The following is a 25,134-nucleotide window of genomic DNA, read 5'->3' on the forward strand; positions in this document are numbered from 1 at the left end:
TCTATCAAAATCTTATCACAAATAATGCAGATATGCAACCATTTATTCGAACGTTTGTTCTTTTTATTTTGTTTCTGCTAAAGACTGCAGGTAATCAATAATTCCGTTATCCTCATAATAATCTGCCAAACGCTCTCCGCTGCCAATAAAAATCGTATGGTCGGCATTGATTCGAAAGATCAAATCATAAGAGTGAAAATACCGCCGCGGGAAATTGATCCAGACAATATCCAGATTGCCTGAATTTCCATGATCCTTTGTTCTCACACGCTTTTCCTCTTCTTTTGGAAGGCGTTTCATATCGGCGGCCAGTTCCTGCAGCCTTACCAGGCGCTCGTCACCAGCCTGCAATTCCATATGGTTTCCATCTATGGTCACCATGGCCGATACGGCCGGCGTGGTATACACTTGGCGCACCAGAAGCCATCCGTGAACATAATATCCGCAGAACAGGGCTGTGGATATTAAAAGTCCGGTTCCCACAGTTATCCACATAACTCTTTTCTTCTTTTTATTGCAGTGCTCCAAAATGAGAAGCAGCAAGGTCATAACCAGTACAGTCACAATCATCGTTCCATAACCGCCCGGCTGGTTCATAACCGTCAGTTTATCAGGCATAAACCGTTCCATAAAATGCATGATCCGGCTCCCAAAGCATCCGTTTACCACACCATAAACCAAAAGAGCGGCACAGATGAAAAATATAATCCAATCCTTTTTTGTCTTAATCCGCCAATGTTTCATCCAGATTCACCCTCCCGCTGCTTTCATATTCGTCCCATACGTCCTTAAAATTGTCATAGTTGAATTTCTGTATATAACCGGCAAAACGCTCCGTAATCCGGTAAATCCATCCCTCATCCGTAACTAAATACCGCTTATAAGGATTTACAAATGCGATCATATATCCGCTTCGCAGCTTCCCCATTCTGATCTCCAAACGGACTTCCTGTTCGCCGATTCTCTGTACATCTGTCAGCAGTTCCGGTTTTCCGTCTTCGAAAAAGGCTTCATTTAACTGATCGAAAACCTGCTTGGAAAAACTGTCTCCGATCTCATCGGCAAAAAGCGTACCGTAATATTCCGAATTGAGAAAATACGCATTGATTTCCTCCAAACGGTTATTTTTTTCCACGCAATAAGCATTGAGCCCGGTAAGCGCTCCTCCGTAAAGGCCGATCACAAGCATCCAGACCACCGCAAACTTCAGATATTTTCTCAAGGTAAAGATCCTGGAATCCCCGGTAAAAAATGCCAGGCTTCCATATACGGCGCCTCCTGTCAGCACAGGTGTAATCCGCTCCGCTAAAATGCTCAATGTGCCATTTTGCGGGAAATATGCGTCCGCAATACCACCGAAACGGGTATAGAGATAAGGAACATCGTGGATCAATCCATAAAAAACCTCACTGATCTTATATGGAACCGCCAATATGATCTTTGTAAGGAGAAAACGGTCTGTATAATACGAGATGCTGAACCATCCCATGATCAGCCCAACCAGCGTGAAAACGATAATCCGCCTTGTTCCCTTTTCATAGTGGACGATTTGCTCTTTTAATTTATGGTCTTCCCCCTCATAAAGAGTATGGGGGATTTCCAACTCCTTTTCTTTTTCCAGATATCCTTCTACAAGCGCGCTGCACTCGGAACAGTTCTCAATGTGCTTTTCAATATCCGGATCTTCATTCTTTCCTTTCAGGTAATCCAACACCCTTTCCTTATAGCTGCATCCCATTATCTCACCTCCGATTTTCCGGCAGCAGTATGATTTGTTCCATATACCTTCCTGTACCGCCCTCTTGCCCGATAGATCCTGACCTTAATGACCGCCTCAGAAAGGCCCATAATGCCGGCTATTTCCGCGTAGGAAAGCCTTTCATAATCTCTCAGCAGCAAAATGGTGCGGTCATCTGCATTCAGAGCAAAAAATGCCGCTGCAATTTCCTCTCTGTTTTCCTGTTCAATGATCTTTTCTTCAGGCATATTTTCAAAGGGAAGCATCTGTTCCGGGCACTCTTCACAAAGCAGTTCCGGCCGTTTTTTTCTTGCAAACGACAGAAACGTATTCCTGGCAATGGTAAGGCACCACGTTTTTTCACTGCATTCTTCCTTAAATTTCTTCATTCCCAAATATACCTTCAAAAAAGTTTCCTGGGACAAATCTTCCGCCGTCTGATGGTTTTTGGTCATATAATACAGGTATCCGTATACCGAATTCTTCTGCTCCTGGTAGATCCGTTCGAACTGAAGCTTCATCACGCTCCTCCTTTGTCCTGCCGTTAAGCGGCCGTTCAGTTATATAGACGCAGCAAACGTTTAAAAGTTACAGCTGATTTTATTCCGTAATACAAAAAATGCAGGAGAGAATGAATCCAGCCATTCTCTCCTGCACAACTGCCTTTTATTCTTCATATCCGTTAGGATTATTCTTCTGCCATCTCCAGGAATCCTGACACATCTCCTTAATTCCCCGTTTTGCAGCCCATCCAAGCTCTTCTTTTGCTTTCGACGGATCAGCATAACATGCAGGAATATCTCCCGGACGTCTCTCTTTGAACACATAATTAATCTTTAAACCATTGGCCTCTTCAAATGCGTTAATCACATCCAGAACGCTGTAACCCACACCAGTTCCCAGGTTATAGATCCATACGCCGCCGGAGTTCTTCTCCAGCTTTCTGACAGCCTTTACATGGCCGTCCGCCAAGTCTACCACATGGATATAGTCTCTGACGCATGTTCCGTCAGGAGTATCATAATCGTTGCCGAATACGCCAAGACAAACCAGTTTTCCAACCGCTACCTGAGTGATGTACGGAAGCAGGTTATTGGGAATTCCCTTTGGATTTTCTCCAATTCTTCCTGATTCATGAGCACCGATCGGATTAAAGTAGCGTAAAAGCATGACCTTCCATTCCGGATCAGCCGTATGTAAATCGGTCAGGATCTGCTCCAGCATTCCCTTTGTTCTGCCATAAGGATTGGTGATCTGTCCCATCGGGCATTCCTCTGTGATCGGAACAAAAGCAGGATCTCCATAAACGGTTGCGGAGGAGCTGAACACGATGTTCTTAACGTTATGTTTTCTCATAACATCGCAGAGAATCAAAGTTCCCGTAATATTGTTATGATAGTATTCCAACGGTTTATAAACAGACTCGCCGACCGCCTTTAACCCTGCAAAATGGATTACAGCTTCAATCTCTTCGTTCTCAAATACCTGTTCCAGTCTTTTCTCATCCAGCAGATCTACTTCATAAAATACAAGTGATTTCCCTGTTATCTCCTGTACGCGGTCCAATGATTCTTTACATGAATTGCACAGATTATCCACGACCACAACCTCATATCCTGCATTAAGCAGCTCGATACATGTGTGGCTGCCGATATAACCAGCGCCGCCAGTAACTAAAATTGCCATAACAAAATCCTCCTTTATGCGAAATAAAACCTTTCCAGTTCATTATAATTGGAAAGGTTTTATTATTCAATGTAAAATTCTTAGAATTTGTGTACAAATTCTTTTAATATTACCTGCACAGTTTTCTGAATTCATCGGCCACGAACTGAACCTGAGGCCCGATAATTACCTGAATACTGGTTTTTCCAGGACGGATTACACCTGCTACTCCGGCAGATTTGATTATTTTTTCATTTACTAACGTATTATCCTTGATTTCCAGTCTCAGTCTTGTGATACAGTTATCGATGCTGGTAATATTCTCACTTCCGCCCAGACCTTCCAGAATAATGGAAGCCACTGTGGTGAAGTCATTATTTTCCAAAGTTACTTTGCTTTCATCCTCTTCATCGTCATCTTCACGTCCGGGAGTCTTAAAATTAAATTTAACAATTGCAAAACGGAAGATCACATAATAAATCGCGCCCACAACTAAGCCGATAGGAAGCAGAAGCAAAGGATTCTCTGCCATAGGAGCTTTCATGCTGAGCACCCAGTCTACAAGTCCTGCGCTGAACCAGAAACCGGAACGCACCGGAAGATAAGCGCATACAGCCAGAGAAAGTCCGGTTAAAATTGCATGGATCAGGTATAATCCCGGAGCCAGGAACATGAATGCGAACTCCAGAGGTTCTGTTACGCCTGTAAAGAAGGAACACAATGCCGCTGCCATTAAAAGGCCTGCTGCAACTTTCTTTTTATTAGATTTTGCAGTATGCATCATTGCCAGTGTTGCTGCCGGAAGACCGAACATCATTACCGGGAAGAAACCTGTCATATACATACCTGTCTGTCCGTAAACAGCTCCGTCAACCGTTCCCCAGAATTTAAATAAATCATTGATATCGGCAACATCAAACCAGAATACAGAGTTCATCGCATGATGAAGTCCTGTCGGTATTAAAATACGGTTGCAGAATCCATAAATACCTGCGCCGATCGGGCCTAATCCGATTACAGATTCGCCGAACTTAACGAGGCCGCCGTAAACAAACGGCCATACAAAGAATAAAACTAAAGCTACTACAAGAGAGCACAATGCCGTAATAATGGCTACACACCGTTTACCGCTGAAAAATGCCAGCGCATCCGGCAGTTTCGTGTTCTTAAACCGGTTATATACGGAAGAACCGATAAGTCCGCACAGGATACCAATCGCCTGGTTCTCCATCTTACTGAATGCAGGAGCCACTTCTTCTATCGGAATTCCCTGCAGAACAGACAATATATCCGGTGAAAGGATCTTTTGAATCATCAGCCATGATACAAGAGCAGCCAGAGCCACCGTACCGTCATTGTCATCCGACATGCCGATAGCGACACCAAGAGCAAATAAGAGTCCCATATTGCCGATCAATGCATCGCCTGCCTTTACCAGGAAAAATGCTAGCGGCATAGGATTTCCCTGTCCTGACATAACCGATGGGCTGATCCAATATCCAATACCCATTAAAATACCTGCTGCAGGCAGAACAGCCACCGGCAGCATTAATGATTTCCCCAGTTTCTGAAGATACTTCATCATAATTAATTAACCCCTTTCTTTTTCAAACGCCTCTTTTAATGCTTCAATTGCCTCCGCTTCATCCGGACCCTCCGCCCGGATCAGAACGTCATCCCCAAACTCTGCGCCCAGGCCCAAAATCTCAATTATGTTCTTTAAATCAGCGGAATGTTTATTAGAATCCCCTCGTAATTCTGATTGAAACTTTCTTGCCGTCATCGTAAGTGCCGACGCCGGTCTTGCGTGAAGCCCACACGGATCTGTTATCTGAAACCGCCACTCCCTCATAGCAGCCTCCTACAGATCTATGATCTTATCCAGTTCCTTCACCTGCATACCGATATGGCATACCATATCAGGAAATTGCGGTGTATTACAGATAATAACCGGTGTTATCACATCATAGCCTTCCTCCTTTATTTTCTGAATATCAAATTCTACCAACAGGTCTCCGGCCTTTACATGGTCTCCCGCTTTCACATGGCTGGTATAGTATTTTCCCTGAAGATTTACGGTATCAAGCCCGATATGGATGATGATTTCCGCACCGTTTTCCGTCTTAATGCTGACCGCATGTTTTGTTTCAAACATCACGACAACTTCTCCGTCCGCAGGTGACACAACCCTGCCTTTAGAAGGAATGATCGCCACCCCTTTACCCAGGATCTCATCGCTGAACACAGGATCCTTTACCTCTTTCATCGACACTGCCATGCCCTCCACCGGAGCCAGCACTACTTTTTTGTTTGAATTTCCCCCAAGCATTTTTTTTAATGATCCAAACATCTTTCACCCTTCCTTTCTTTAACCTCTCACCCGTTTGATATGAATGGCGAGATAAGCCGCCTCTTCGTCCGTCACATCGTGGTGATAAGTATTGTTTATATACTCCCGGATTTCCTCGCTCAAAGCAAATTCTTCCGGATACATCGTGGAAATCATGGTAATGAATTCTGGATTTGTCTGTTCCAACAATTCATTACTGTAAATTCTCTGCGACAAAAAGCGCAGATGGGTGATGAACCTCTCATAATTCAAAGACTGTTCATCATAGCTCATATGAAACCGCTGTTTCACCAGTTCCAGAACATACTGAATTAAATTGGTAATATCAATTGTATCCTTCATCTTAGTATTGTATTCTGCATTTACAATATGAAGGGCTACTGAAGCCGCCTCATCCACCGGCAGATCCACATGAAGCTTCCGTTTAATCAATGCCACCGCATATTCTCCAATCAGATATTCTTCCCGGTAAAAACTTCTGACCTCTCTCAAAAGCGGATTGGCAAACATCATGTTTTTATGAAACCGTTCAATGGAAAAATTAATATGATCAGTCAAAGTGATATAAATATTTTGGTTCAGCTTTTTATTTAAAACCTCTTTGGCATAATTAATAATCTCTGTGGAAACCTGAATATGCTCCAAAGGAAGATTGGACAGCAATGTTTTAAATTGGTCTACCTCGGTCTGGCTGTCTAAGCGGAAGATCTTTTCAATCCGGGGTTCCGGAATTTCTGATCCGGGTTTGGCTCTGAATCCCAGCCCTCTTCCCATCACCACGATCTCCTTCCCATCTTCCAAAACGCTTACTATATTATTATTGATCACTTTATCTACTTTCATGTTCACCCCCACATCGCTGCTGCCATTTGGTTCAGGGCATAAAAAAAACCAACCCTGATATTAAGCCATATGTACTATGTCTTTTATCAAAATTGGTTTTGCCTGCTTACCAGTAACAATCCATATCTATTATGTTTTCAACTGTCGTCAGTATATCAGCTTTCTATTACAATGTCAACAGATTTTTATATGTTTTTTATATATTTATAACTTATTTTTTCATAATCCCCGTCAAAACAGACGATAGAAGGTTCCGGCATCTTAGTTTCCACTGGAAAGTATTTGTGAAATCAGATACTTTCTGGCATCCCTTTGCGTCTCAAACTCCCGTCTCTCTCCCAGGATATAGGATATCGCATCGTTCCAGTCTTTAATTGAATATAAAGACGGTTCCATACGGTTCAACAGTGGTATTAAAGAAAGACGGTTCGCCGGAAGGCGAAGATCCGATAAATAATCGCTGTGAAGTTCTTTAGCCAGTTCGTCCAGTAATTTGCCTTGATGTAATACTTCTCTGTCATCTGTAGTCATCGGTACCACCTCTCAAACTCATCACATAATAAGCATTATGTAGTGAATGATATGGAAATGAAACGGATCCCTGGCATTTCAATTAAATTTGGATGCAGTCAGGGCTTTTTTTCGTGCACAAGAAAGAAAAACGCTGCATTTTAACACCGCCGGATAAAATTTTATGGAATAAAATGCTTTTTTTCTTGCTATTTTTTTCCTGTTATTGCATAATAAAGTAAGATATAATTCATATGTAAAAAACTATATGGCACATAATGCTTATTATGTGCTTTTTATTATGCCAAGTTCCAATGAACTCTTTCGATATGAACAGAACCGCCTAAATAACCAGTTTCAGCCGGTTTAACTTTCTCGCCTGCTCCATGCTGCTGGTCAGCGTATAAATTCTGGTTGTTTCAATGCTGGTATGCCCCAGAATATCCGCCAAATGGACAATATCTTTTTCCAATTGATAAAACGACAGGGCAAACAGATGGCGCAGATTATGGGGATATACCTTTTCCGGACTGACCTTTGCCGCCATGCACAGCCGTTTCATTTCAGACCAGATATTGCTTCTGTTCAGCGGTTTTCCGCTTTTGGTGATAAATATGGGGCCGGAAATGATCCCTCTCTTTTTACAGTATCTCGTCAGTAGATCTAAAAGCTTGGGGGGAAGGAAAACCGTGCGTTCCTTGCCCTTATTGACAATGATAACTCTGCCTGTTTTCAGCGCTTCCGCCGTGATGAACTGATGCTCGCTCACTCTGATTCCCGTGCTGCAGATCGCCTGCATAAGCAGATCCAGACGTTCATTTTTCCGGCTTCTGGCCGCCTGCACCAGTCTCTGATACTCATTCCTGTTCAGTTCCTTGTCCATCTCCCGGAAGCTCTTTCTCTGAATTTTTAACAGCCGCACCCGGCATTCAGGCCAAACCAGAAAAGAAAACAAATTATTCAAGGCCACCAGCATGGAATTCGTGCTGGCAGCCTTGTATTTTTCTGATAGCATCTGTTTGTATTTTACCATACATTCTTTTGTTATCTCTTTTCCTTCCGGAAGCCAGTTGTAAAACGCCCGGATATCTCTTCGGTACTTTTCAATAGTCGCCTTAGAGCGCTCTTCCTCCGTCAGATACGTTTCAAAAGCTATCATCATCTCTTCAGTCAATATTTTTTCTGTCATTTCAGCCATCGTCCTTTCCTGCGTTACATCGGATACAGATCTTATTATAACCACAGAGAACGATTTTACTAAATAGCTGACGCGTCATTTCTTTTCTCAACGCATTTTTTATCTTTTATTGTGATGCTTGTCCGCATACATCGCCTTATCCGCCTTATGGATCAGATCATTCAGAGAAAACGGAGCTTCACTCCATGCAGTTCCCACAGCAGCGGTCGCCGCCACCTTCCTATCTTTTGCCAGCATCTCCATTCTGGATCTCCACAGCTCGATCAGGCGTTCCAGCTCAGATTCTTTTCCGTCGCATACCACCACCAGAAACTCGTCTCCGCCATACCGGTAGCCATGAATACGGCGTCCCATAACGGAACGTATGCTGTCGGCCACAATACACAGCAGCACATCTCCTACATCATGACCTTTTGTATCATTCACCTCTTTTAAATGATTTACATCAAAAAAGATGACGCCGCAGGACGTAAGCATTTGGTATTCGCCGTTTACCATATGCGCCAGTTTTGTCCGGTTAAACAGGCCGGTCAGCTGGTCGTGTTCAGCCAATTTCCGTTCTTCCAGGGCAATTTGCTCGGTCAGGTCGGTATAATAACCGCTGAGATAAAGGTTGCCCGCATTATCCTCCGTCACGCGGTAAAATACCTGCATCGGAACATAGACGCCGCTGCCGTTTGTAAGGCGCAGCCGCAGGGTACTTGTATTGCGGTTTTTAATCATCTCCTCCATCACGCTGTGCGCCATCGCTTGATCGTCCGGATGCAGTCCGGTATAGGCATCGCGCCCGTAGTAGTCCATGCACTGTTCATGGCTCATACCGCTCATACGGCAAAACTCCTCATTGATAAATACCGGAATTACTCTTCCGTCCGGATAGATCTTCATCTGCACAAAACCACCGGGCATATCGTTCATCAGGTCATGCATAATCCGGTTGTCGCTCAGAATCTGCGCTTCGTTGTCACGCCGCAGCAGGATGGCCGCTATATAATCGCCCAGCGCCAGCAAATGATCAGCATGGGAAACATTTCGTTTGGGATTATCAACTCCCATATAACCGATCAGCGTTTCTCCCATCCACAGCGGAACGAGAATCAAACTGTAAATCCCCTGGCTCGTTATAATCTTATTGGTGTCAATTCCGCTTTTCTCAATGCTCTCTATGTTCTCCAGACAGACATGGCCTTTGTTTTTAAAAATCTTCAGCGCATATTCCTGAATCGAATACGGAAGGTTCTGCAGATTATCTTTTTCCGGCTGAATGCCGGGCGCACAGAACTCATAGGTGTTTTGTGATACCTGCTTTTCATCGTCCAGTTCGAAAATATAGGACCGGTCTCCGTCAAAATACTCCATCGTCTTCTCCAGAGTCAAAAGTATGGATTGTTCCGGATCATCCTTCATCAGGAGATACCGGGACGCATCATTTAAAAAGCTCAGCTGCTCGTTGATCTCCTTAGCCGCCTGTTCCGCCTTTTGCTGATCAGCCAATGCAAGGCTCAGCTGTCTCGTTTCCTCCGTAATCGGCGTATATGCGGTATAGATAACCGTATTCCCATTTTCCCGGGAAGCAATGCGGCCTACGAGATGAAAAGCGCTGTAACCGCCGCTGCCGTTAAGCACCCGTATATTGCATTCCATATCCCGGTCATTTTTGACGGCTTCTTTGATTGTATTCATCATGCGCTCCCGGTCCTCCGGGTAAATGGCCTGAGCCGGTTCCTGCATCTGAAGATCCCCGCCGTTCCTGTTCACAAGTTCCGCGTACCTTTTATTTACATGCGAAGCGCTGATGGTGCCGTCTGAAGTCACCTCAAATATAATCGCGCCGCATGGAAGATTGTCTAAAAGTTCCCTTCTGCGCTCTTCGATTCCGGCATCAGACGTCATATCCGCATAATATCCATTAATGAATTTTCCCCCGGAAGGATCTGCAGTGGTGCGGTAAAATGCCTGAATATGCACATACCCCTTCCCTTTGCTGCATAGACGTACACGAGTCGAAAAGATTCCCTCTTCCGCCTCCGTCTTGGCGACCACCCGTTTCAGTTCCAAAAGGTCGTCCGGATGCACGCCCGCAAACGCATTATCTGCATAGAGTTCAAAAGCCTCCTCATGGGTCATGCCCATCATCTGACAAAAGCCGTCATTGATGAACACCGGTAAAGCGCTTCCGTCGGGAAGCAGCTTCATGCGCACAAAACCGCCGGGCGTATCGTTCATCAGCCGCTGCAGCAGTTCGTTGTCATTTTTTATATGCAGCAAATGATCGCGGCGCATCAGCATAGACGCCATATAGGCGCCGATAGCTACAAGCTGGTCAGTGTGGCTTGTATTTTTCCTGGGATTATCCACACCTGCATATCCTATAAGTTTCTTATGGTTTCTCAGCGGAACAAGAAAAACATTATGAATATTCTGCTGTATGAACACCTGTTTTTCATGTTCCCGGTACTCAGGCATTTCATTTACATCCTCAATGCAGATATTCTGGCCTTTGCGGAATTCTTCCAGCGCATAATTCTGTCTCCAGTATGGCATCGCCTGCAAATTAGCCTTTTCTGAGGAAATACCGGGCGCACAAACTTCGTAGGTATTCACCGATACCTGATTTTCATCATCCAGCTCAAATATATAGGACCGGTCTCCGTCAAAATGCTCCATAACCTTTTGCAGCGCCTGGTAAATGGCTTCGCCCGGTTCCTTATCGCTTAGCAGGTATCCTGAAATTTCATTGAGGAAAAGAAGCTGTTCATTTACCTCATTCGCCAGCTGTTCGGCCTTCTGCCTGTCGGCAAGCGCTACGCTGATTGACAGCGCTTCCTCCGTAATCGGAATGTACGTAACATATATGAGAATGGTTTCACTATCCTGCACTTCTGTCTTGCCCACCACATGCATGGGAAGATATCCTCCGCTGCCATGAAGCACGCGGAAATCACACGACATCTCTCCTCCGGTTATCGCTTCTTTTACGGCCGCCATCACACGGTCCCGGTCGTCAGGATGCACCGCGGTTATGGCATTTTCTCTGTGAATCTGCTCTTCGTCACGGCACACTAATTCTGAAAAACGCTTGTTTATATGCCGGACATTTAAGAGACCGTTCTTCATTTCATAGACCGCGGCGCCGCAGGGCAGGTTGTCTAAAAGCTCTTTTCTCCGTTCTTCCAGCTCCATATCCGCCGTCATATCCGCATAATATCCGTTTGTATACTGAACTCCGTTTGGATCTGTGGTTGTCCGGTAAAAAGCCTGAAAATGCATATAGCCCTTTTCCTTATGATAGAATCTTGCCCGCGCGGAAAAAATCCCGTCTTCTTTCATGGCATTAATCACAGCCTGCTGAATTTCCTCCACATCCTCAGGGTGCACTCCGGCATAGGCATTTTCGCCATAAATCCGCTGCGCTTCTTCGTGGCTCATGCCCATCATCCGGCAAAAACCATCATTGATAAATACAGGAACCGCTCCTCCATCCGGAAGCATCTGCATGCGCACAAATCCCCCCGGCGTATCGTTCATAAGCCGCTGCATGGAATCATTGTCATTTTCTATTGTTGTGAGCAGATCGCGCCGGTTTAAAAGCACTGCCACATAATCGCCAAGCGCAGACAAATACCCGACGAAATTAAAGGACCTCCGGGGATTACATGCCCCCAGCATGCCGACGAGCACACCGTCCTGCATCAGCGGCACGGCAATTAAAGACTGGATTCCCGCTGCCCTGAGTTTCAGTTTTTCAACAGACCGTTCGGGCTCCAGCTCCTCGATATTTTCGATCACGATCTGTCTGTCGCTCTTTAACTGCTCAATCCAGCCGGCCATCTCAGCGTATGGAATCTGCTTTTTCGTATCTATATTTACTGAAAGTCCGTCGGCACAGACCACATAAGAGATGCTCCCGGCCTGTCTCGCTTCTGAATACTCCATTATATATACAAAATCCGCATTAAAATAAGCCATCTGCCTACTCAGCAGACGTTCAATCGCCGCCTCCGTATCCGGGTTGCTGAGAATACTTTTAGACACTTCATTCAGAAACTGAAGCTGTTCCGTAGTTTCCGCCACTTTCTGCTGTGTCTGCTTCTGTTCCGTAATATTCTCAATAAGCAGATAAACCACACTGCAAGCCGGACTTTTTGCAATCACTCTGCCGTAATAACGGAGACACTCTTCATGGGCAGGCTGTGTCAGATGGTCATAAAAAATCACGTCTCCACGCATCTCCACTCCGTCCCGTGAGGCTGTGCGGACCTCTTCCTTAAAACGCCCGGCCTCCTCTTTGGACATAAACGTCAGCGGATCGATTCTCAGTATATCGGTTAAAGGGATGCCGGTGCGCATCTCCTCCCGGTATTTTTCATTGGCACGGATGATCTCGCACTTTCCTTCCGTAAATTCCAGAACACAGGCGCCGCCCACATAGCTGTTAAAGATCAGACTTTCAATGGATTCCGAATTCCAGAACGCATTGCCGTCCAGCGCACTGATCGTTTCAAACGTACCTATATTTTTCGCTTTTTCTCTGCACCTGGACAGATTTTCGAACTCGTTCACCGGCATCGGCCTGTCGTAATAATAGCCCTGGATCAAAAGGCAGCCGATGGACTGAAGAAAATCCGCCTGTTCCTTTGTTTCCACGCCCTCGGCAATCACCCGCATGCCAATCCATTTTGCCATACGGACAATGGACTCGATAATGTTGCCGCCCCGTCCGGTATTATCCCTTCCCGACAAAAAACGCATGTCCATTTTCAACACGTCGGCAGGCACATCCTTGAGCACGCTGAAGGACGAATAACCGCTGCCGAAATCGTCGATTTCAATGGTAAAACCATAGGCCCGCAGTTTTTTTACCATCTCCACAATCCGCACAATATCGAAAGAAAGGGCCGATTCCGTAATCTCCAGCTGTAAAAGCTCTGCTGGTATTCCATATGATTCTACCAGACCGGTAAGCTTCTCATAGAAGTCTTCTTCCAGAATATCGATTCGGGAAACATTGACAGAGACAGGCAGAGGGTATCGGCCCTCATCAATCCAACGGCGCAGAAGCCCGCATACCTTCTCCCATACATACTTATCCAGCTCATAGATAAAACCATTTTTCTCGAACAGTGGTATAAAAGAGTTGGGAGGGATCATGCTTTTCTGTTCTTTGCTGCGCCAGCGGGCCAGCGCTTCCGCCCCGACCAAAGCGCCGGTTTCATGGTTGTACTGAGGCTGGAGCCATACCTCAAACTGGCCGTCCGAAAGAGCGTACTCCATCTGTCCCAGGATTTTCTGGTCCTCCATAAACCGCTTCTGCATCTCATTGTTATAAGTTGCCACAGAAACGTTATACCGTCCTTTTACGGAGCGTTTCGCCAAAAGAGCCTTATTCATCATATCGTTAAATGAAAGGCTTTTATCGTCGATCAGATAGCGTCCTATGCTCAGCTGAAGCTTGATGTGAATCCCCTCCGCCTTAAAACAGTCTTCCACCGATATGATAAGTTCCGGCAAAAGGGCGGGCGTATCGCTGGGAAGAAGAAGCGCAAAATTATCCGCCGATATACGGCACGCGATACCGCGATATTCATCCACAAAACCGGTCAGGACGTTGGCGATTTGTTTTAACGCACGGTCTCCGTTTTCCCGGCCATACTGCGTATTGATTGCATTAAAATTATCCACATCCAGACAAGCCAGCAGATAAGATCCCACAGGCTCCCTGGCAATCATTCCGGCTGACTTACGGAAAAACAGATCGCTGCTGTAAAGACCTGTTAATGCATCCAACTGGCTGAGACGGCTTTTAACCGCATTTTTCACCCGCAAAAGGGCAATCCGCGGCTTCACCGGTTTGGTAATAATATCCTCTGCGCCAAAATCCAGCGCTCTCATCTGGCCGCTCTCATCTTCTTCTGTTGTAACCGCAAAAACAGGAAACAGAAGCATCTCGCTCTCCCTGCCGATCTGGTCCAGCACCTCAAAACTCCCCGGCATGTCCAAGTCACACAAAACCGCTAAAACCGTTTCCCTGTGTATTATTTGAAGCGCCTGTGCACTGTTTTCGGCCTCCTTGACGCTGTATTCACGTTCAAATACAGCGCGCAGACTACTGCGTTCCGCCTCTGTTTTGCCGACAACCAATATGGGCGCCTGTATCGTTTCATCCGTCGTAATCATTCAAAGGATAACTCCTTTCCCAATATCCCGAAGCCGGATTCTCATCCGGCTCCCAGACTTCCTATTCGCAGCACGGCAGAGCCGCGGGCTCCATCCGTCAGCCATTCAAATAACGTTTCATCTCATGCAGCATGTGCTGGATATTCACCGGTTTGGACAGATGCGCATTCATCCCCGCCCGCTTTGCCTCCTCACGGTCTTCCGTGAATGCGTCTGCGGTCATGGCAAAGATCGGTATGGTGGCCGCATCTTCCCGATCCATCCGCCTGATTGTTCTGGTCGCCTCATATCCATTCATAACCGGCATATGCACATCCATTAAAATCAAATCGATCTCTCCGGGAGCCGACTGGGCAAAATAATCCACGCAGGACTGTCCGTCGCCTACAATGTCGATCAGCATGCCTCTGTCCTGCAGCAGTTCCTTTACAATTAACTGGTTCAATTGATTATCTTCTGCCAAAAGGATATGCTTACCAGCCAGATCAACAATTTCATCCTCTTCGGAACTGGATTCCACTTCTTCAGACATCTTCTTCTCCTGCTCCCTGGAAGGAAGGGCGAAATCGAGATTTACCGTAAATACAGTGCCCTCCCCAGAGGTGCTTTCCACAAAGATCGTTCCTTCCATCAGATCCACAATCATTTTTGCTATTGCCATCCCCAGTCCGCTGCCCTCGATCTTATTAATCCGGCTGTCCTGTTCTCTGGTAAAAGACTCAAATATATGGGCGGCAAAATCAGGACTCATCCCAATTCCGGTATCCTCCACCCGGAACGTCAGATGGGTAAAGTTTTCACGCTTAGAAGCTTCTTCCGTCACGTCCATCGTGATCCTCCCGCACTCCGGGGTGAATTTTACCGCATTGGACAGCAAGTTGATTAACAGCTGGTTCAAACGCAGAGCATCAAAACAGAGAACCTTATGCTCAATCTGATGGAGCCTGATCTCAAAATGCTGCTTTTTCTGTGCCGAAGCAGGCCTGATAAGCTTCTCCAGATTATTCAAAAGGTCCTCCAGTGAAGCCGCGTCATTGTGCAGCAGCATCTGTCCGCTTTCAATTTTTGATAAGTCTAAAATGTCATTGATCAGGCTGACCAGCAGCTGTCCTGACTGCTCGATATTCTTTAAATATCCCTTCACTTTTTCCGTATCTTCCAAATGGTCATCTGCCAGTCTGGCCATGCCGACAATGGCGTTCATCGGAGTTCTTATATCGTGAGACATATTGGACAGGAACCGGCTCTTTGCCAAGTTAGCGCTCTCCGCAGCCTTTCTGGCCTGTTCCTCTGCCAATACAATCCGGCGGGTGGAATTACGGTAAAGGAAGACAAACGCGCCTAATATACAAATACTGAATATTATCAGAATATAAAATAATTGGGAATTATGGATAATCGTCTCTGCCTGTTCCATAATAACACGGTTCGGAATAATGGATAACACATACCAGCCGGGCGCACTGTTCATAGGAACATAACAGAATACATATTCCTCCTTCTGATATTTAAATCGGGCCACGCCGAAATTCTGCTGTTTTAAAGCGGTGCGGAATGACTGAACAGCCTGATTGTTATTTCCCTGCAAATCGATAATATCAAACAGGTTCTGAAATGTGCGGTTGCTGTTGCGGTGCTGGGAGCGGATCAGAATATCCCCTTCCTGATTCACCACATAGGAAAAACCGGTATCATTAAAAAATGACAGGGAAAACTGCTGTGCAATTTCTGCGCGGCTTTTCGATTTCTGAATAACACCACGGGCGCCGTCCGCAAAGGAGAAGCACTCATAACTGTTCAATGTCCATACACCGGTCTGCATATCCAAAAATGGTTCCAATACCCCATGGCCGCTCAAATTCTGGAACTGTGCAAGCTGTTCCGGTTCTAAAGCCCTTCTTTCTTCCCGCAAATCCGTATAGATTATGCCGGAATCCAGATTGATGCAGGCAACTGAGGATTCCATCGTGCCAAACAATTCCATTTTTTTCTGAATGATATCGTAATTATCCGAGTCTTCCACGGACAGCCCTTTGGCCAGTCCGTGAAGCGCCTCCGCATCTTTTTCTATGTAAGTGTCCAAAGCATGCCCTCCCTGGGCTGTTACCTCCAGAATATCTGTCACTGACAGGTTCCAAAGAGACTGGCGCACTTGGGCGAGATAAATGATGCCTCCAATCAAAATAGCGGCTACAATCCCAACCAGAAAAACGCCCCAAAAATAATTTTTTTTCGATTTCACCACCTGTCACCGCCCCTCATTTTCGCTGTCCCAATTCCCGATCAGCTCACTCATACCGGTAACAGCCGCAGCCGCATCGCCGCCCTCTAACATTCCCACGATACTCTCCCGGGAAAAATCCCAAATAGGGAATCTCAAGTTGTCGTCAGATCCTATCACACTGCGGCCATTGGTCAAATAAGGGCCAATTGACTGAATCGCTTTGTCTTCAGCAAGCCTGTTCTCATTTAACGGGCTGAAAGAACACTGGCTGTTCACAAATTCCCAAATAACGTCCGGTCTTGTCAAATATTCCACAAACTGCTTGGCCTCCTTTAGATGTGGGCTCTCCGCCCATACGCTGACACGTGTATCCACATTGATAACCAGAACACTGCCATCGTCCATAATCGGGTAAGGCCGTACCTTAAATTCAAATTCCGGATTCAGATCCAGAAGACGCGGGACAGCCCATGCGCCGGTCAGCATAAAAGGCTGTTCCCCTTTGGCAAACAACGTCAAATCATCCTTCGTTTTGGCTGTCTTCAATGCTTCTTCCCGATCCACCCAGCCGCGCTCCAGCATCCGCTCCACCAGTTCAAATCCAGGACGGAGCGCTTCTGCCAAATCTGCTTTTCCCTCATTAAACTGTGATATCGCCCAAACGGGATCTTCCTGCTGGTAATAAGGCAGCATCCCTTTGGCAATCACAATGGTTTTCAAAGAAATATCGTTATTTGCCACAATTGGAGTGATTCCCTGTGAAACAAAATAATCGCATACGCTCTCCAACTCCGACAGGTTTTCCGGCACCATCTGCCCGTGTTTCTTTAACAGATCGGTATTGCAGAAAAGTCCGAATGCAGAAATAGAGGTTGGCAGATAGCAAATCTCTCCCGCTGCCGCCATCTGGCTTTTCGCCAAATCACTGAATTGATCCAGCGTGGATAAGTCAGACAAATCCGCCAGCCGGTTCTGCTTTTCCAGGTCCAAAGCCCGGGCATGGTCCACCATGATAATATCGTCCCCATTCCCTGTATCCAAACGTTTTTCCAATACATCGAAATAGGTCGGACTTTTAATCCCGTCATAAGAGATTGTAATATCGGGATATTCATCCATAAAACCGTGCAGTGCATTTTCTATCGCCTTAACATTCAATGCCTCGTATTTAAAACCAAAAAAAGTCAATTCTGTCTCAGGTGCCGTGGGTTCCTGCGCTTGATAAAGGATCCTGTTCTCGCCCTGCTGTTTTGCACATCCGCTCAATATCCCAAATAACGGAAGGATGCAAACCAGCAATTTATATCTCCAACTTCTCATTCTGTACCTCCAAATTATCCGCAAAAACCCCTTATTAAAATCTCAATTGATTATATATTATCACACCAGCGCCGATCGCGCAACGTAACCTGAACATCAAAACAACACCTTGGTATCAGATTTAAAATCTGATACCAAGGTGTTGTTTTTCTTCATTCCTCTTCGAACTATTTTTCATTTTTCTCAAACTCCGTCTTGAGCTTTTCCAGGGCCTTTTTTTCGATCCTGGACACATAAGAGCGGGATATATCCAGTTTCTCAGCAATTTCTCTCTGCGTATGTTCTTTTATCCCAAATAATCCGTAACGCATACTGATTACAATTTTTTCCTGATCCTTTAAACAGCTTTCATAGGCGAGGTATAGCTCCCTCACCTCCTGCTGCAGAATCAAGCCCTCCAGTATTTCTTTATTTTCCAGTTCGATCACATCCACAAGGCTGACCGTTTCGCCATCCTTGTCGACCCCAATCGGCTCAAACAGTGAAACCTCTTTCGAGTATTTCTTATTGGCCCGAAGAAGCATTAAGATCTCGTTTTCCACGCACTTTGCGGCATACGTAGCCAGCCTAGATCCTCTGTCAACATTAAATGTGTTCACCGCTTTAATCAGGCCAATGGTACCAACAGACAGCAGATCATCCATATCATGATCTGTATATTGATATTTTTTAACCACATGCGCTACCAAACGCATATTCCGTTCAATGAGTACGGACCTTGCTTCCTGGTCACCCTCTTTGTAGCGTTCCAGATATTCTCGTTCCTCTCGTGCAGTTAAAGGCTGGGGAAATGTCTTCAAAGAAAGCCACCTTACGCATTACTTACTTTTATTTTATGCTAAGGTGGCTTTTTAAGTGCTTTTACACTTTTATTTTATTTTAGTGATGGAACAGGCGGATGCCGGTAAAGGCCATGGACATTCCGTATTTGTTGCAGGTTTCAATTACATTGTCATCCCGGACAGAACCTCCCGGCTGGGCGATATACTTTACGCCGCTCTTGTATGCACGGTCAATGTTATCCCCGAATGGGAAAAATGCATCCGAACCGAGGGATACATCCTTCATCTGATCCAGCCATGCCCTCTTCTCTTCTTTTGTAAATACCGGCGGTTTTACCTTAAAGGTATTTTCCCAGATACCGTCGGCCAAAACATCCATATAATCGTCGCCAATATAAACGTCAATGGCGTTGTCGCGGTCCGCCCGGCGGATGCTGTCGACAAACTGCAGGTTCAGCACCTGAGGCGCCTGGCGCAAAAACCAGTTGTCCGCTTTATTTCCCGCCAAACGGGTGCAGTGGACTCTGGACTGCTGGCCTGCTCCGATTCCGATGGCCTGGCCGCCCTTTGCATAGCATACGGAATTGGACTGGGTATATTTTAACGTGATCAAGGAGATCAAAAGATCGCGCTTGGCATCTTCCGGAATCTCTTTATTCTCAGTCACTACCTTAGACAGCAGTTCGCTGTCGATCTTTAATTCATTTCTGCCCTGTTCGAAAACAATTCCAAATACCTGTTTCCGTTCAATCGGGTCCGGAACATAGTCGGGATCGATCTGTATTACATTATAATTGCCGTTCTTTTTGGACTTTAAGATCTCGAAAGCCTCCGGTTCATAACCAGGGGCGATCACTCCGTCTGAAACCTCCCTTTTAATGATACGGGCCGTATCCACGTCGCACACATCGGAAAGAGAGATAAAATCGCCAAATGAAGACATGCGGTCAGCTCCTCTGGCTCTGGCATATGCGCATGCAAGCGGAGAAAGTTCACCCATATCCTCCACCCAGTAAATCTTAGCCAGCGTCTCGTCAAGAGGCAGGCCTACTGCGGCTCCGGCCGGAGATACATGCTTAAAAGAAGCTGCTGCCGGCAGTCCGGTGGCCTGTTTTAATTCCCGCACAAGCTGCCAGCCGTTAAATGCATCCAGAAAGTTGATATATCCCGGTTTTCCGCTTAAAACCTGGATCGGAAGTTCTCTCTCCCCCCGCATGAAGATTCTGGAAGGCTTTTGATTTGGGTTGCATCCATACTTTAACTCCAATTCTTTCATCTTAACGTTCTCCTGTTCTTATCTGTTTTTATTAACAATTCTTGTTTCATAAGCGCCTGTAGCGATATCAATATATCTCACGAATAAGGAAACTTTATTATCTTCGTTTAAATTCTTCCACAAAAGATCGGTAAATTCATCAATATCTCCCTTGATTCCAACAAGTTTCGGCTCTCCTTCAAAACTTGGAAGCGGATTTCCGTCATGCATATATGTGTGGATAAAGTGGCCCTCGCCTGCCGCAGGATTCTCATATGCAAACGTATAGCGGCTGCAGGATTCCGGGTTCCCGTTATTGCTCTTTAAAATGGACATGGCATAATTATATCTTCCATTTTCAATATGCATAATTCCTGAAATTCTCGGTGTATAATTAGGGCCGTCCGGTTCAAACTCACGGCTGCGCAGAGACTGTTCAAAAGTCAGCTGTTTATCCATTCCTTCATAGATTGTGTCGGTCTGGTCTCCGTTGGTAACAATCGTTTTATTGCCGAGGACCCGAACCGGAGCATAGATAATCAGGCTTGGATCGGTTAATTTGGATGGATCAAACGCCTGAGTGCGGATTCCTTCCCCGTCTTCCACAAACACACGGTTACGGCTGTTTTCGCTTCTTCCCATGATGAAATAAGCGGTCACTGCCGTTTTTCCGTCCTCCGTTCTTCCAATCACAATTCCTCTGCCCGGATAGGCATTATTCTTCAATTCCTCTTCAATTGCCAGCATCTTCATCAGCTGATTCCTCCTAACTTTTTATATGTCCTGCCCAGCCGTTACTATGAAACATTTAATCAATAAAAAAACGCCTGGGCAGTACGAAGATCAAAAGGAATTTCTCCTTTTGTCTTCAGCATGCCCAGGCGGTCGGCTCAATCTTCTTACGTGCTCCCCTGTAGTTTCCCACTTATCCGCCAGTCGCACGTCCTTTTCTAATCATATAATATTATTTTTTTCTTTGCAAGAAGATTTTTAAATTTTATTCATTTCTTATTGCGGCCAATGGGCTCAGCTTCATCGCCCTTAAAGCCGGGAAGAAGCCTGCAGCCATACCTACGAAGATGGCGAACAGAATTGCAGATCCTGACAGCCACGGCGGAATTCTGGATATATCGCCGTCAATTCCCATCATGAGCTGGGCCGCTCCTAAAAATTTATTGATCACAATGGACAGGGTGTAACTTAATATAATCCCGATCATTCCTCCCATAAATCCGATAAATCCCGACTCCAAAAGGAACATATTGCGGATTACGCCCATATCACAGCCAAGAACCTTGATGATTCCGATCTCCTTTGTCCGTTCATAGATGGACATCATCATGGTATTGGCAATGCCGATTGCCGCTACAAACAGGGAAACCGCGCCGATTCCGCCTAAAACGGCCTGAATCATATTATACTGCTGCTGGGACTGTTCCAGCCACTCCATGCTGCTGTATGCCTGATATCCCATATCTGTAATCTCTTTCTGCACTGTGGTAACATTTGACATATCATCTGCATAGACGATCGCCTGGTCATAGATAAAATAGTTATATGGTTTTCCCTTTTTATTGGTGGGCTGTCCCGGGATCGGATCTTTTCCAAATACCCGCTTCAGTTGGGCTTTCAGAGAATCGATATCCACGTAGACGTCATAGCTGTAACTGTTCCAGTCATCAACGCCTCCCTCTACCATCGCCGCTGTGGGAATCATATACTTTTTCGGAGGTTTGGAAGGAGATCCCCCTTCTCTTGATCCCCCGCTCTGTGCCTGATAATATGCATTCGTATCAAAGACCACAAACATGGGTTTATTCAGAAAATCCACGTCCGGTATCTCGTCATAATTACGGTAACCGCCTTTACTTTTCGTATTGTAGAAGTTACGGGCGGCCTGATTTCCCACCACCATCGCAAGATCGCCGCCCGGCTCAGGCAAGCTTCCTTCTCCAATGGAAATCTGCTCCATATACTCTCTGGAAACCCCGTTCATGCCCAGCTGCGCTTCATAAACGCCCTGCTTCATAACCACATAAAAGGACAGCATGGGAGATACTGCCTGCACATGTTCAACCCGCTTCAGCAGTTTTACCGTATCATCCGTTATGTAATTAGGCTCCTTTGAAGTGTCGTTATTTCCCCACCTGTTCTGCGAATATACGGTGATGGCCGTCAAACTTCCGGAAGCCTCGTACTGCTCCATTGTCAGTTCCTTTAAACCAATTCCCAAGGAAACCATTACAACAATGGAAGCCGTACCTATAACAACTCCCAACACAGTGAGTGTCGTCCTCAGCTTTCTCCGCCGCAGGTTATTTACGCTCATTAAGAGCAGATCAAGAAATCTCATCGTCTGTCTCATCCTCTTCCTGGGCCGCTTTTTTCTTTTTTCTCTTTCTGACAATAATGACAGCAACCACTATGACGGCCAGCGCTGCAGCCGGCAGTATAATTAATTTGTATTTACTGAAGAAAGACGGATTTTCTGCCGGGATGTCATCGAAATTACCAACCATGGAATCATCAAAATCCATCGGAATTTCTTCCGTTACATAAAGAGTCATCTCTTTTTCCAAAGCGGTTTCATTTCCATTCTCATCTTCATAGGTTATGGTGATCTTCACTTTGCCGTCGTCGGCCGTTGGAGCCACGCCGCTGATCATCACATCCACATTGCCGGTTTCACCCGGTTTAATATTGCCTACATAGGTGTCTGTCGTCTGTATGGAATCGGCTTCAAATTTTGCCATAACATTATAAAGAAGCACTTTTCCGGTGTTATTGATCGAGAACATGACATTGGATTCCGATCCCACGTTAATGCTTTCCGGCATAATCTCTATGGTGCCCGTGTTGATTCTGGCATGCTGGTAAACGGGGATATCCACAACCACGCTTTCCTCGGCATTCTTAAACTCAGGGCTGTCATACTTTTCCTTAACCGTGATGGAATAGGATCTCTGGTCAATGCTGGCTTTCGACACCATCTTCACCCGGATCTCAGCAGTTCCTCCGGCAGGCATGGAATTCACAACCGTTGAAGAAGAGCCGGATTCCATGGAAAAGACAGCGCTCTCAGTGACTTTTTCAGACTCTAATGAGAACAGGATGTTGCTGGCAGGCACGTCGGCAGATGCATTCTTCATCCTTAAAATCAATTCAAACTCTTCACCCGCAAAGATCTTCTCCGGAATTGTCTCGTAGCTGTCCACAATTAAACGGGCTTTTGTTCTGTCGTTTGCATTGAAATCGCCTTTATTGTCTTCTTTGTCTTTATTGGTAACGCGGACGAAGAAAGACTCCTCCGCTTTTAATAATGCGCCTTCGGAACTGTCTCTGTATGTAATCTCCAATTTTACCGGGTAATATCCGCTGTAGGCCTCTTTACGGATCATAAAGCTGTAAGGCAGCTCCACCGTCTCTCCGCCTGCGATTTTATCAAAACGGCGGTCGTAATTGGCATCGTTAATTTCAAATGGAAATTCCGTATCTTCTTTGCTCATCACCATGCTCACCGTAACGTCCTGAGCTGAAATGGTGCTGTCATTTCTCAAATTCATGGTAAAGTTGAGAACATTCGGATAAACGCCGTCAGGAGTGCTCTGCCCCTCTCCAAGGACAAAGGTTATGGTTTTATCGTCCTCTTCATCGTCATTCGACGAACCGGTGGACTTGCTGATCCAGACATTGATATATTCGTCCGCAAGTTCATTATTCTTATCGTCATACACTTTAATCGGAACTGAATAATATCCCTCGGCGATATCACGCCTTACCCTTGCGGAAATCGATACGCTTTTTGAGGAACCGTCCTTGAGAGAACCCACGTCTTTAATATCAAAGGTGCTCTCATTCACTTCAAAGGGAAACACATAGGTGGAGTCCAGATCTTCATCATCCGAAATGATCACATCCGTTGAAAGGGACACGCCCATCTTGCTTAAATCTTTTCCCGAGTTATTCTTCAACGTAAAGGAAATGCTCATGCTCTTTCCCGTTTTACCGCTAGGCGTCTTTTTTGTAATTACATAGTCGTTATCGCTGGTATCAATCAGGGCAAAGGACGTAAACGGCACCGCTCCCAGCAAAGTGATCACCGCTAAAATCCAAACCAGACTTTTTTTCAGCTTTTTCATACTCTAATCTCCTCTTTGTTTAACTTTCTTCTGTATCAGGACCATCTTCCTCTGAATGATGGCGCTCTTCTATCTTTAAGATCTTGCCGTCCACGATATGAAACTGCCGGTCGGCAAAGGATGCGATATGGTTGTCATGAGTAACCATAACGAGGGTCTGGTGCTGCTCCCTGACAATCTTTCTCATCAGTTTCAGCACTTCCATGGTGGTCTTCGAATCCAGATTACCGGTAGGCTCATCCGCAAATATGATCTGCGGGTCCACAGCCAGAGCCCTGGCAATTCCCACACGCTGCTGCTGCCCTCCGGACATCTCATTGGCCATATGCTTCATCTGCTTTTCCAGGCCAACCAGTTTCAGATATTTGACTGCTTTTTCATTCCTCACCTTTCGCGGGATTCCACGGAAGGAAAGGGGCAGAGCCACATTCTCCACCGCGTTCATGGTCTGAAGCAGGTTATAGGACTGAAAAATGAATCCCACATGCTTTCTTCTGAATGCCACCAGCTGATTCTCCGTCAGCTTCTCTATGTGGGTCTTAGCGATCACGATCTCACCTTTTGTCGGCTTTTCCAAACCGGCCAGCATATTTAAAAGCGTCGACTTGCCGGAACCGGACGGGCCTACAATGGCACAAAATTCTCCTTTGTACATGGTAAAATCCACACCGTTGAGGGCGTATACTTTGGTATGGCCTACCTTGTATATCTTATAAAGGTCTTTTACTTCTATAATGGGTATTTTGTTGTCTGACAAAGTTAAGGACCTCCCTTTTCCTGTTTCTATTGGTTTATTATACAGTAAAATGATAATTTGTACCGCCTTTATTTTCTTAAAGTTCCTTAAATATTCCTTACACGGTTTTTCCGGAAAACTTTCTAAAAAAGTATAACATATTTTTGTAAAAAATTGTAGAAATATCCGGACTTATA

19 protein-coding genes and 1 riboswitch are annotated in these 25,134 nt (G+C 45.6%); all 19 genes read right to left on the minus strand.

The window, feature by feature from the left end:
• Nucleotides 1-63: 63 nt before the first annotated feature.
• Entirely contained in the window at nt 64-744 is a 681-nt protein-coding gene (locus tag C0033_RS01220) for a hypothetical protein (protein WP_103226041.1), read from the minus strand.
• Nucleotides 725-1,738 carry a hypothetical protein gene (locus C0033_RS01225; RefSeq protein WP_103226042.1) on the minus strand — a complete coding sequence of 338 codons (1,014 nt, stop codon included), beginning with the start codon at nt 1,736-1,738 and terminating at the stop codon, nt 725-727. Before C0033_RS01225 ends, C0033_RS01220 begins: the two co-directional genes overlap by 20 nt.
• Nucleotides 1,738-2,259 (minus strand): RNA polymerase sigma factor, encoded by a 522-nt coding sequence (locus C0033_RS01230; protein ID WP_103226043.1) that lies wholly within the window; start codon nt 2,257-2,259, stop codon nt 1,738-1,740. The genes C0033_RS01225 and C0033_RS01230 overlap by 1 nt, the downstream gene beginning before the upstream one ends.
• A gap of 145 nt (nt 2,260-2,404) precedes the next feature.
• Nucleotides 2,405-3,424, minus strand: a complete 1,020-nt coding sequence (gene galE, locus C0033_RS01235; RefSeq protein ID WP_103226044.1) for a UDP-glucose 4-epimerase GalE — start codon at nt 3,422-3,424, stop codon at nt 2,405-2,407.
• Between the two features lie 109 nt (nt 3,425-3,533).
• Complete coding sequence (nagE, locus tag C0033_RS01240) at nt 3,534-4,988, minus strand: N-acetylglucosamine-specific PTS transporter subunit IIBC (protein ID WP_180994512.1); 1,455 nt, start codon at nt 4,986-4,988, stop codon at nt 3,534-3,536.
• A 6-nt stretch (nt 4,989-4,994) separates the two neighbouring features.
• Nucleotides 4,995-5,255 carry an HPr family phosphocarrier protein gene (locus C0033_RS01245; protein ID WP_103226045.1) on the minus strand — a complete coding sequence of 87 codons (261 nt, stop codon included), beginning with the start codon at nt 5,253-5,255 and terminating at the stop codon, nt 4,995-4,997.
• Between the two features lie 9 nt (nt 5,256-5,264).
• Nucleotides 5,265-5,753, minus strand: coding sequence for a PTS glucose transporter subunit IIA (locus tag C0033_RS01250; RefSeq protein ID WP_103226046.1), 489 nt, complete (start codon nt 5,751-5,753; stop codon nt 5,265-5,267).
• A gap of 18 nt (nt 5,754-5,771) precedes the next feature.
• Entirely contained in the window at nt 5,772-6,596 is an 825-nt protein-coding gene (locus C0033_RS01255; protein ID WP_103226047.1) for a PRD domain-containing protein, read from the minus strand.
• Nucleotides 6,597-6,857: 261 nt separating this feature from the next.
• On the minus strand, nt 6,858-7,127 hold the full coding sequence (locus C0033_RS01260; RefSeq protein WP_103226048.1) for a hypothetical protein: 270 nt from the start codon (nt 7,125-7,127) through the stop codon (nt 6,858-6,860).
• Between the two features lie 322 nt (nt 7,128-7,449).
• Nucleotides 7,450-8,295: a tyrosine-type recombinase/integrase gene (locus tag C0033_RS01265; RefSeq protein WP_103226180.1), complete on the minus strand. Its 846-nt coding sequence runs from the start codon at nt 8,293-8,295 to the stop codon at nt 7,450-7,452.
• 108 nt (nt 8,296-8,403) lie between these two features.
• Complete coding sequence (locus tag C0033_RS27290) at nt 8,404-14,481, minus strand: EAL domain-containing protein (RefSeq protein WP_207656846.1); 6,078 nt, start codon at nt 14,479-14,481, stop codon at nt 8,404-8,406.
• Between the two features lie 97 nt (nt 14,482-14,578).
• A complete protein-coding gene (locus C0033_RS01285) occupies nt 14,579-16,723 on the minus strand; it encodes an ATP-binding protein (RefSeq protein WP_103226182.1) in 2,145 nt (714 codons plus the stop codon).
• A gap of 6 nt (nt 16,724-16,729) precedes the next feature.
• Nucleotides 16,730-18,025 (minus strand): ABC transporter substrate-binding protein, encoded by a 1,296-nt coding sequence (locus C0033_RS01290; RefSeq protein ID WP_103226049.1) that lies wholly within the window; start codon nt 18,023-18,025, stop codon nt 16,730-16,732.
• Between the two features lie 167 nt (nt 18,026-18,192).
• A complete protein-coding gene (gene sigK / locus C0033_RS01295; protein ID WP_103226050.1) occupies nt 18,193-18,825 on the minus strand; it encodes an RNA polymerase sporulation sigma factor SigK in 633 nt (210 codons plus the stop codon).
• A 79-nt stretch (nt 18,826-18,904) separates the two neighbouring features.
• Nucleotides 18,905-20,083 (minus strand): phosphoribosylaminoimidazolecarboxamide formyltransferase, encoded by a 1,179-nt coding sequence (locus C0033_RS01300; RefSeq protein ID WP_103226051.1) that lies wholly within the window; start codon nt 20,081-20,083, stop codon nt 18,905-18,907.
• A gap of 18 nt (nt 20,084-20,101) precedes the next feature.
• The gene (locus tag C0033_RS01305; protein WP_103226052.1) at nt 20,102-20,815 is read right to left on the minus strand and encodes an IMP cyclohydrolase; all 714 of its coding nucleotides are present in this window, start codon (nt 20,813-20,815) and stop codon (nt 20,102-20,104) included.
• A 115-nt stretch (nt 20,816-20,930) separates the two neighbouring features.
• A riboswitch (ZMP/ZTP riboswitch) is annotated at nt 20,931-21,012 on the minus strand.
• A gap of 47 nt (nt 21,013-21,059) precedes the next feature.
• On the minus strand, nt 21,060-22,415 hold the full coding sequence (locus C0033_RS01310) for an ABC transporter permease (protein ID WP_103226053.1): 1,356 nt from the start codon (nt 22,413-22,415) through the stop codon (nt 21,060-21,062).
• Complete coding sequence (locus C0033_RS01315) at nt 22,402-24,201, minus strand: CARDB domain-containing protein (protein ID WP_103226054.1); 1,800 nt, start codon at nt 24,199-24,201, stop codon at nt 22,402-22,404. The genes C0033_RS01310 and C0033_RS01315 overlap by 14 nt, the downstream gene beginning before the upstream one ends.
• A 19-nt stretch (nt 24,202-24,220) precedes the next feature.
• Nucleotides 24,221-24,958: an ABC transporter ATP-binding protein gene (locus C0033_RS01320; RefSeq protein WP_103226055.1), complete on the minus strand. Its 738-nt coding sequence runs from the start codon at nt 24,956-24,958 to the stop codon at nt 24,221-24,223.
• Between the last annotated feature and the right edge of the window lie 176 nt (nt 24,959-25,134).

The organism is Clostridium sp. chh4-2 (assembly GCF_002899675.1).
Lineage (GTDB): Bacteria > Bacillota > Clostridia > Lachnospirales > Lachnospiraceae > CHH4-2.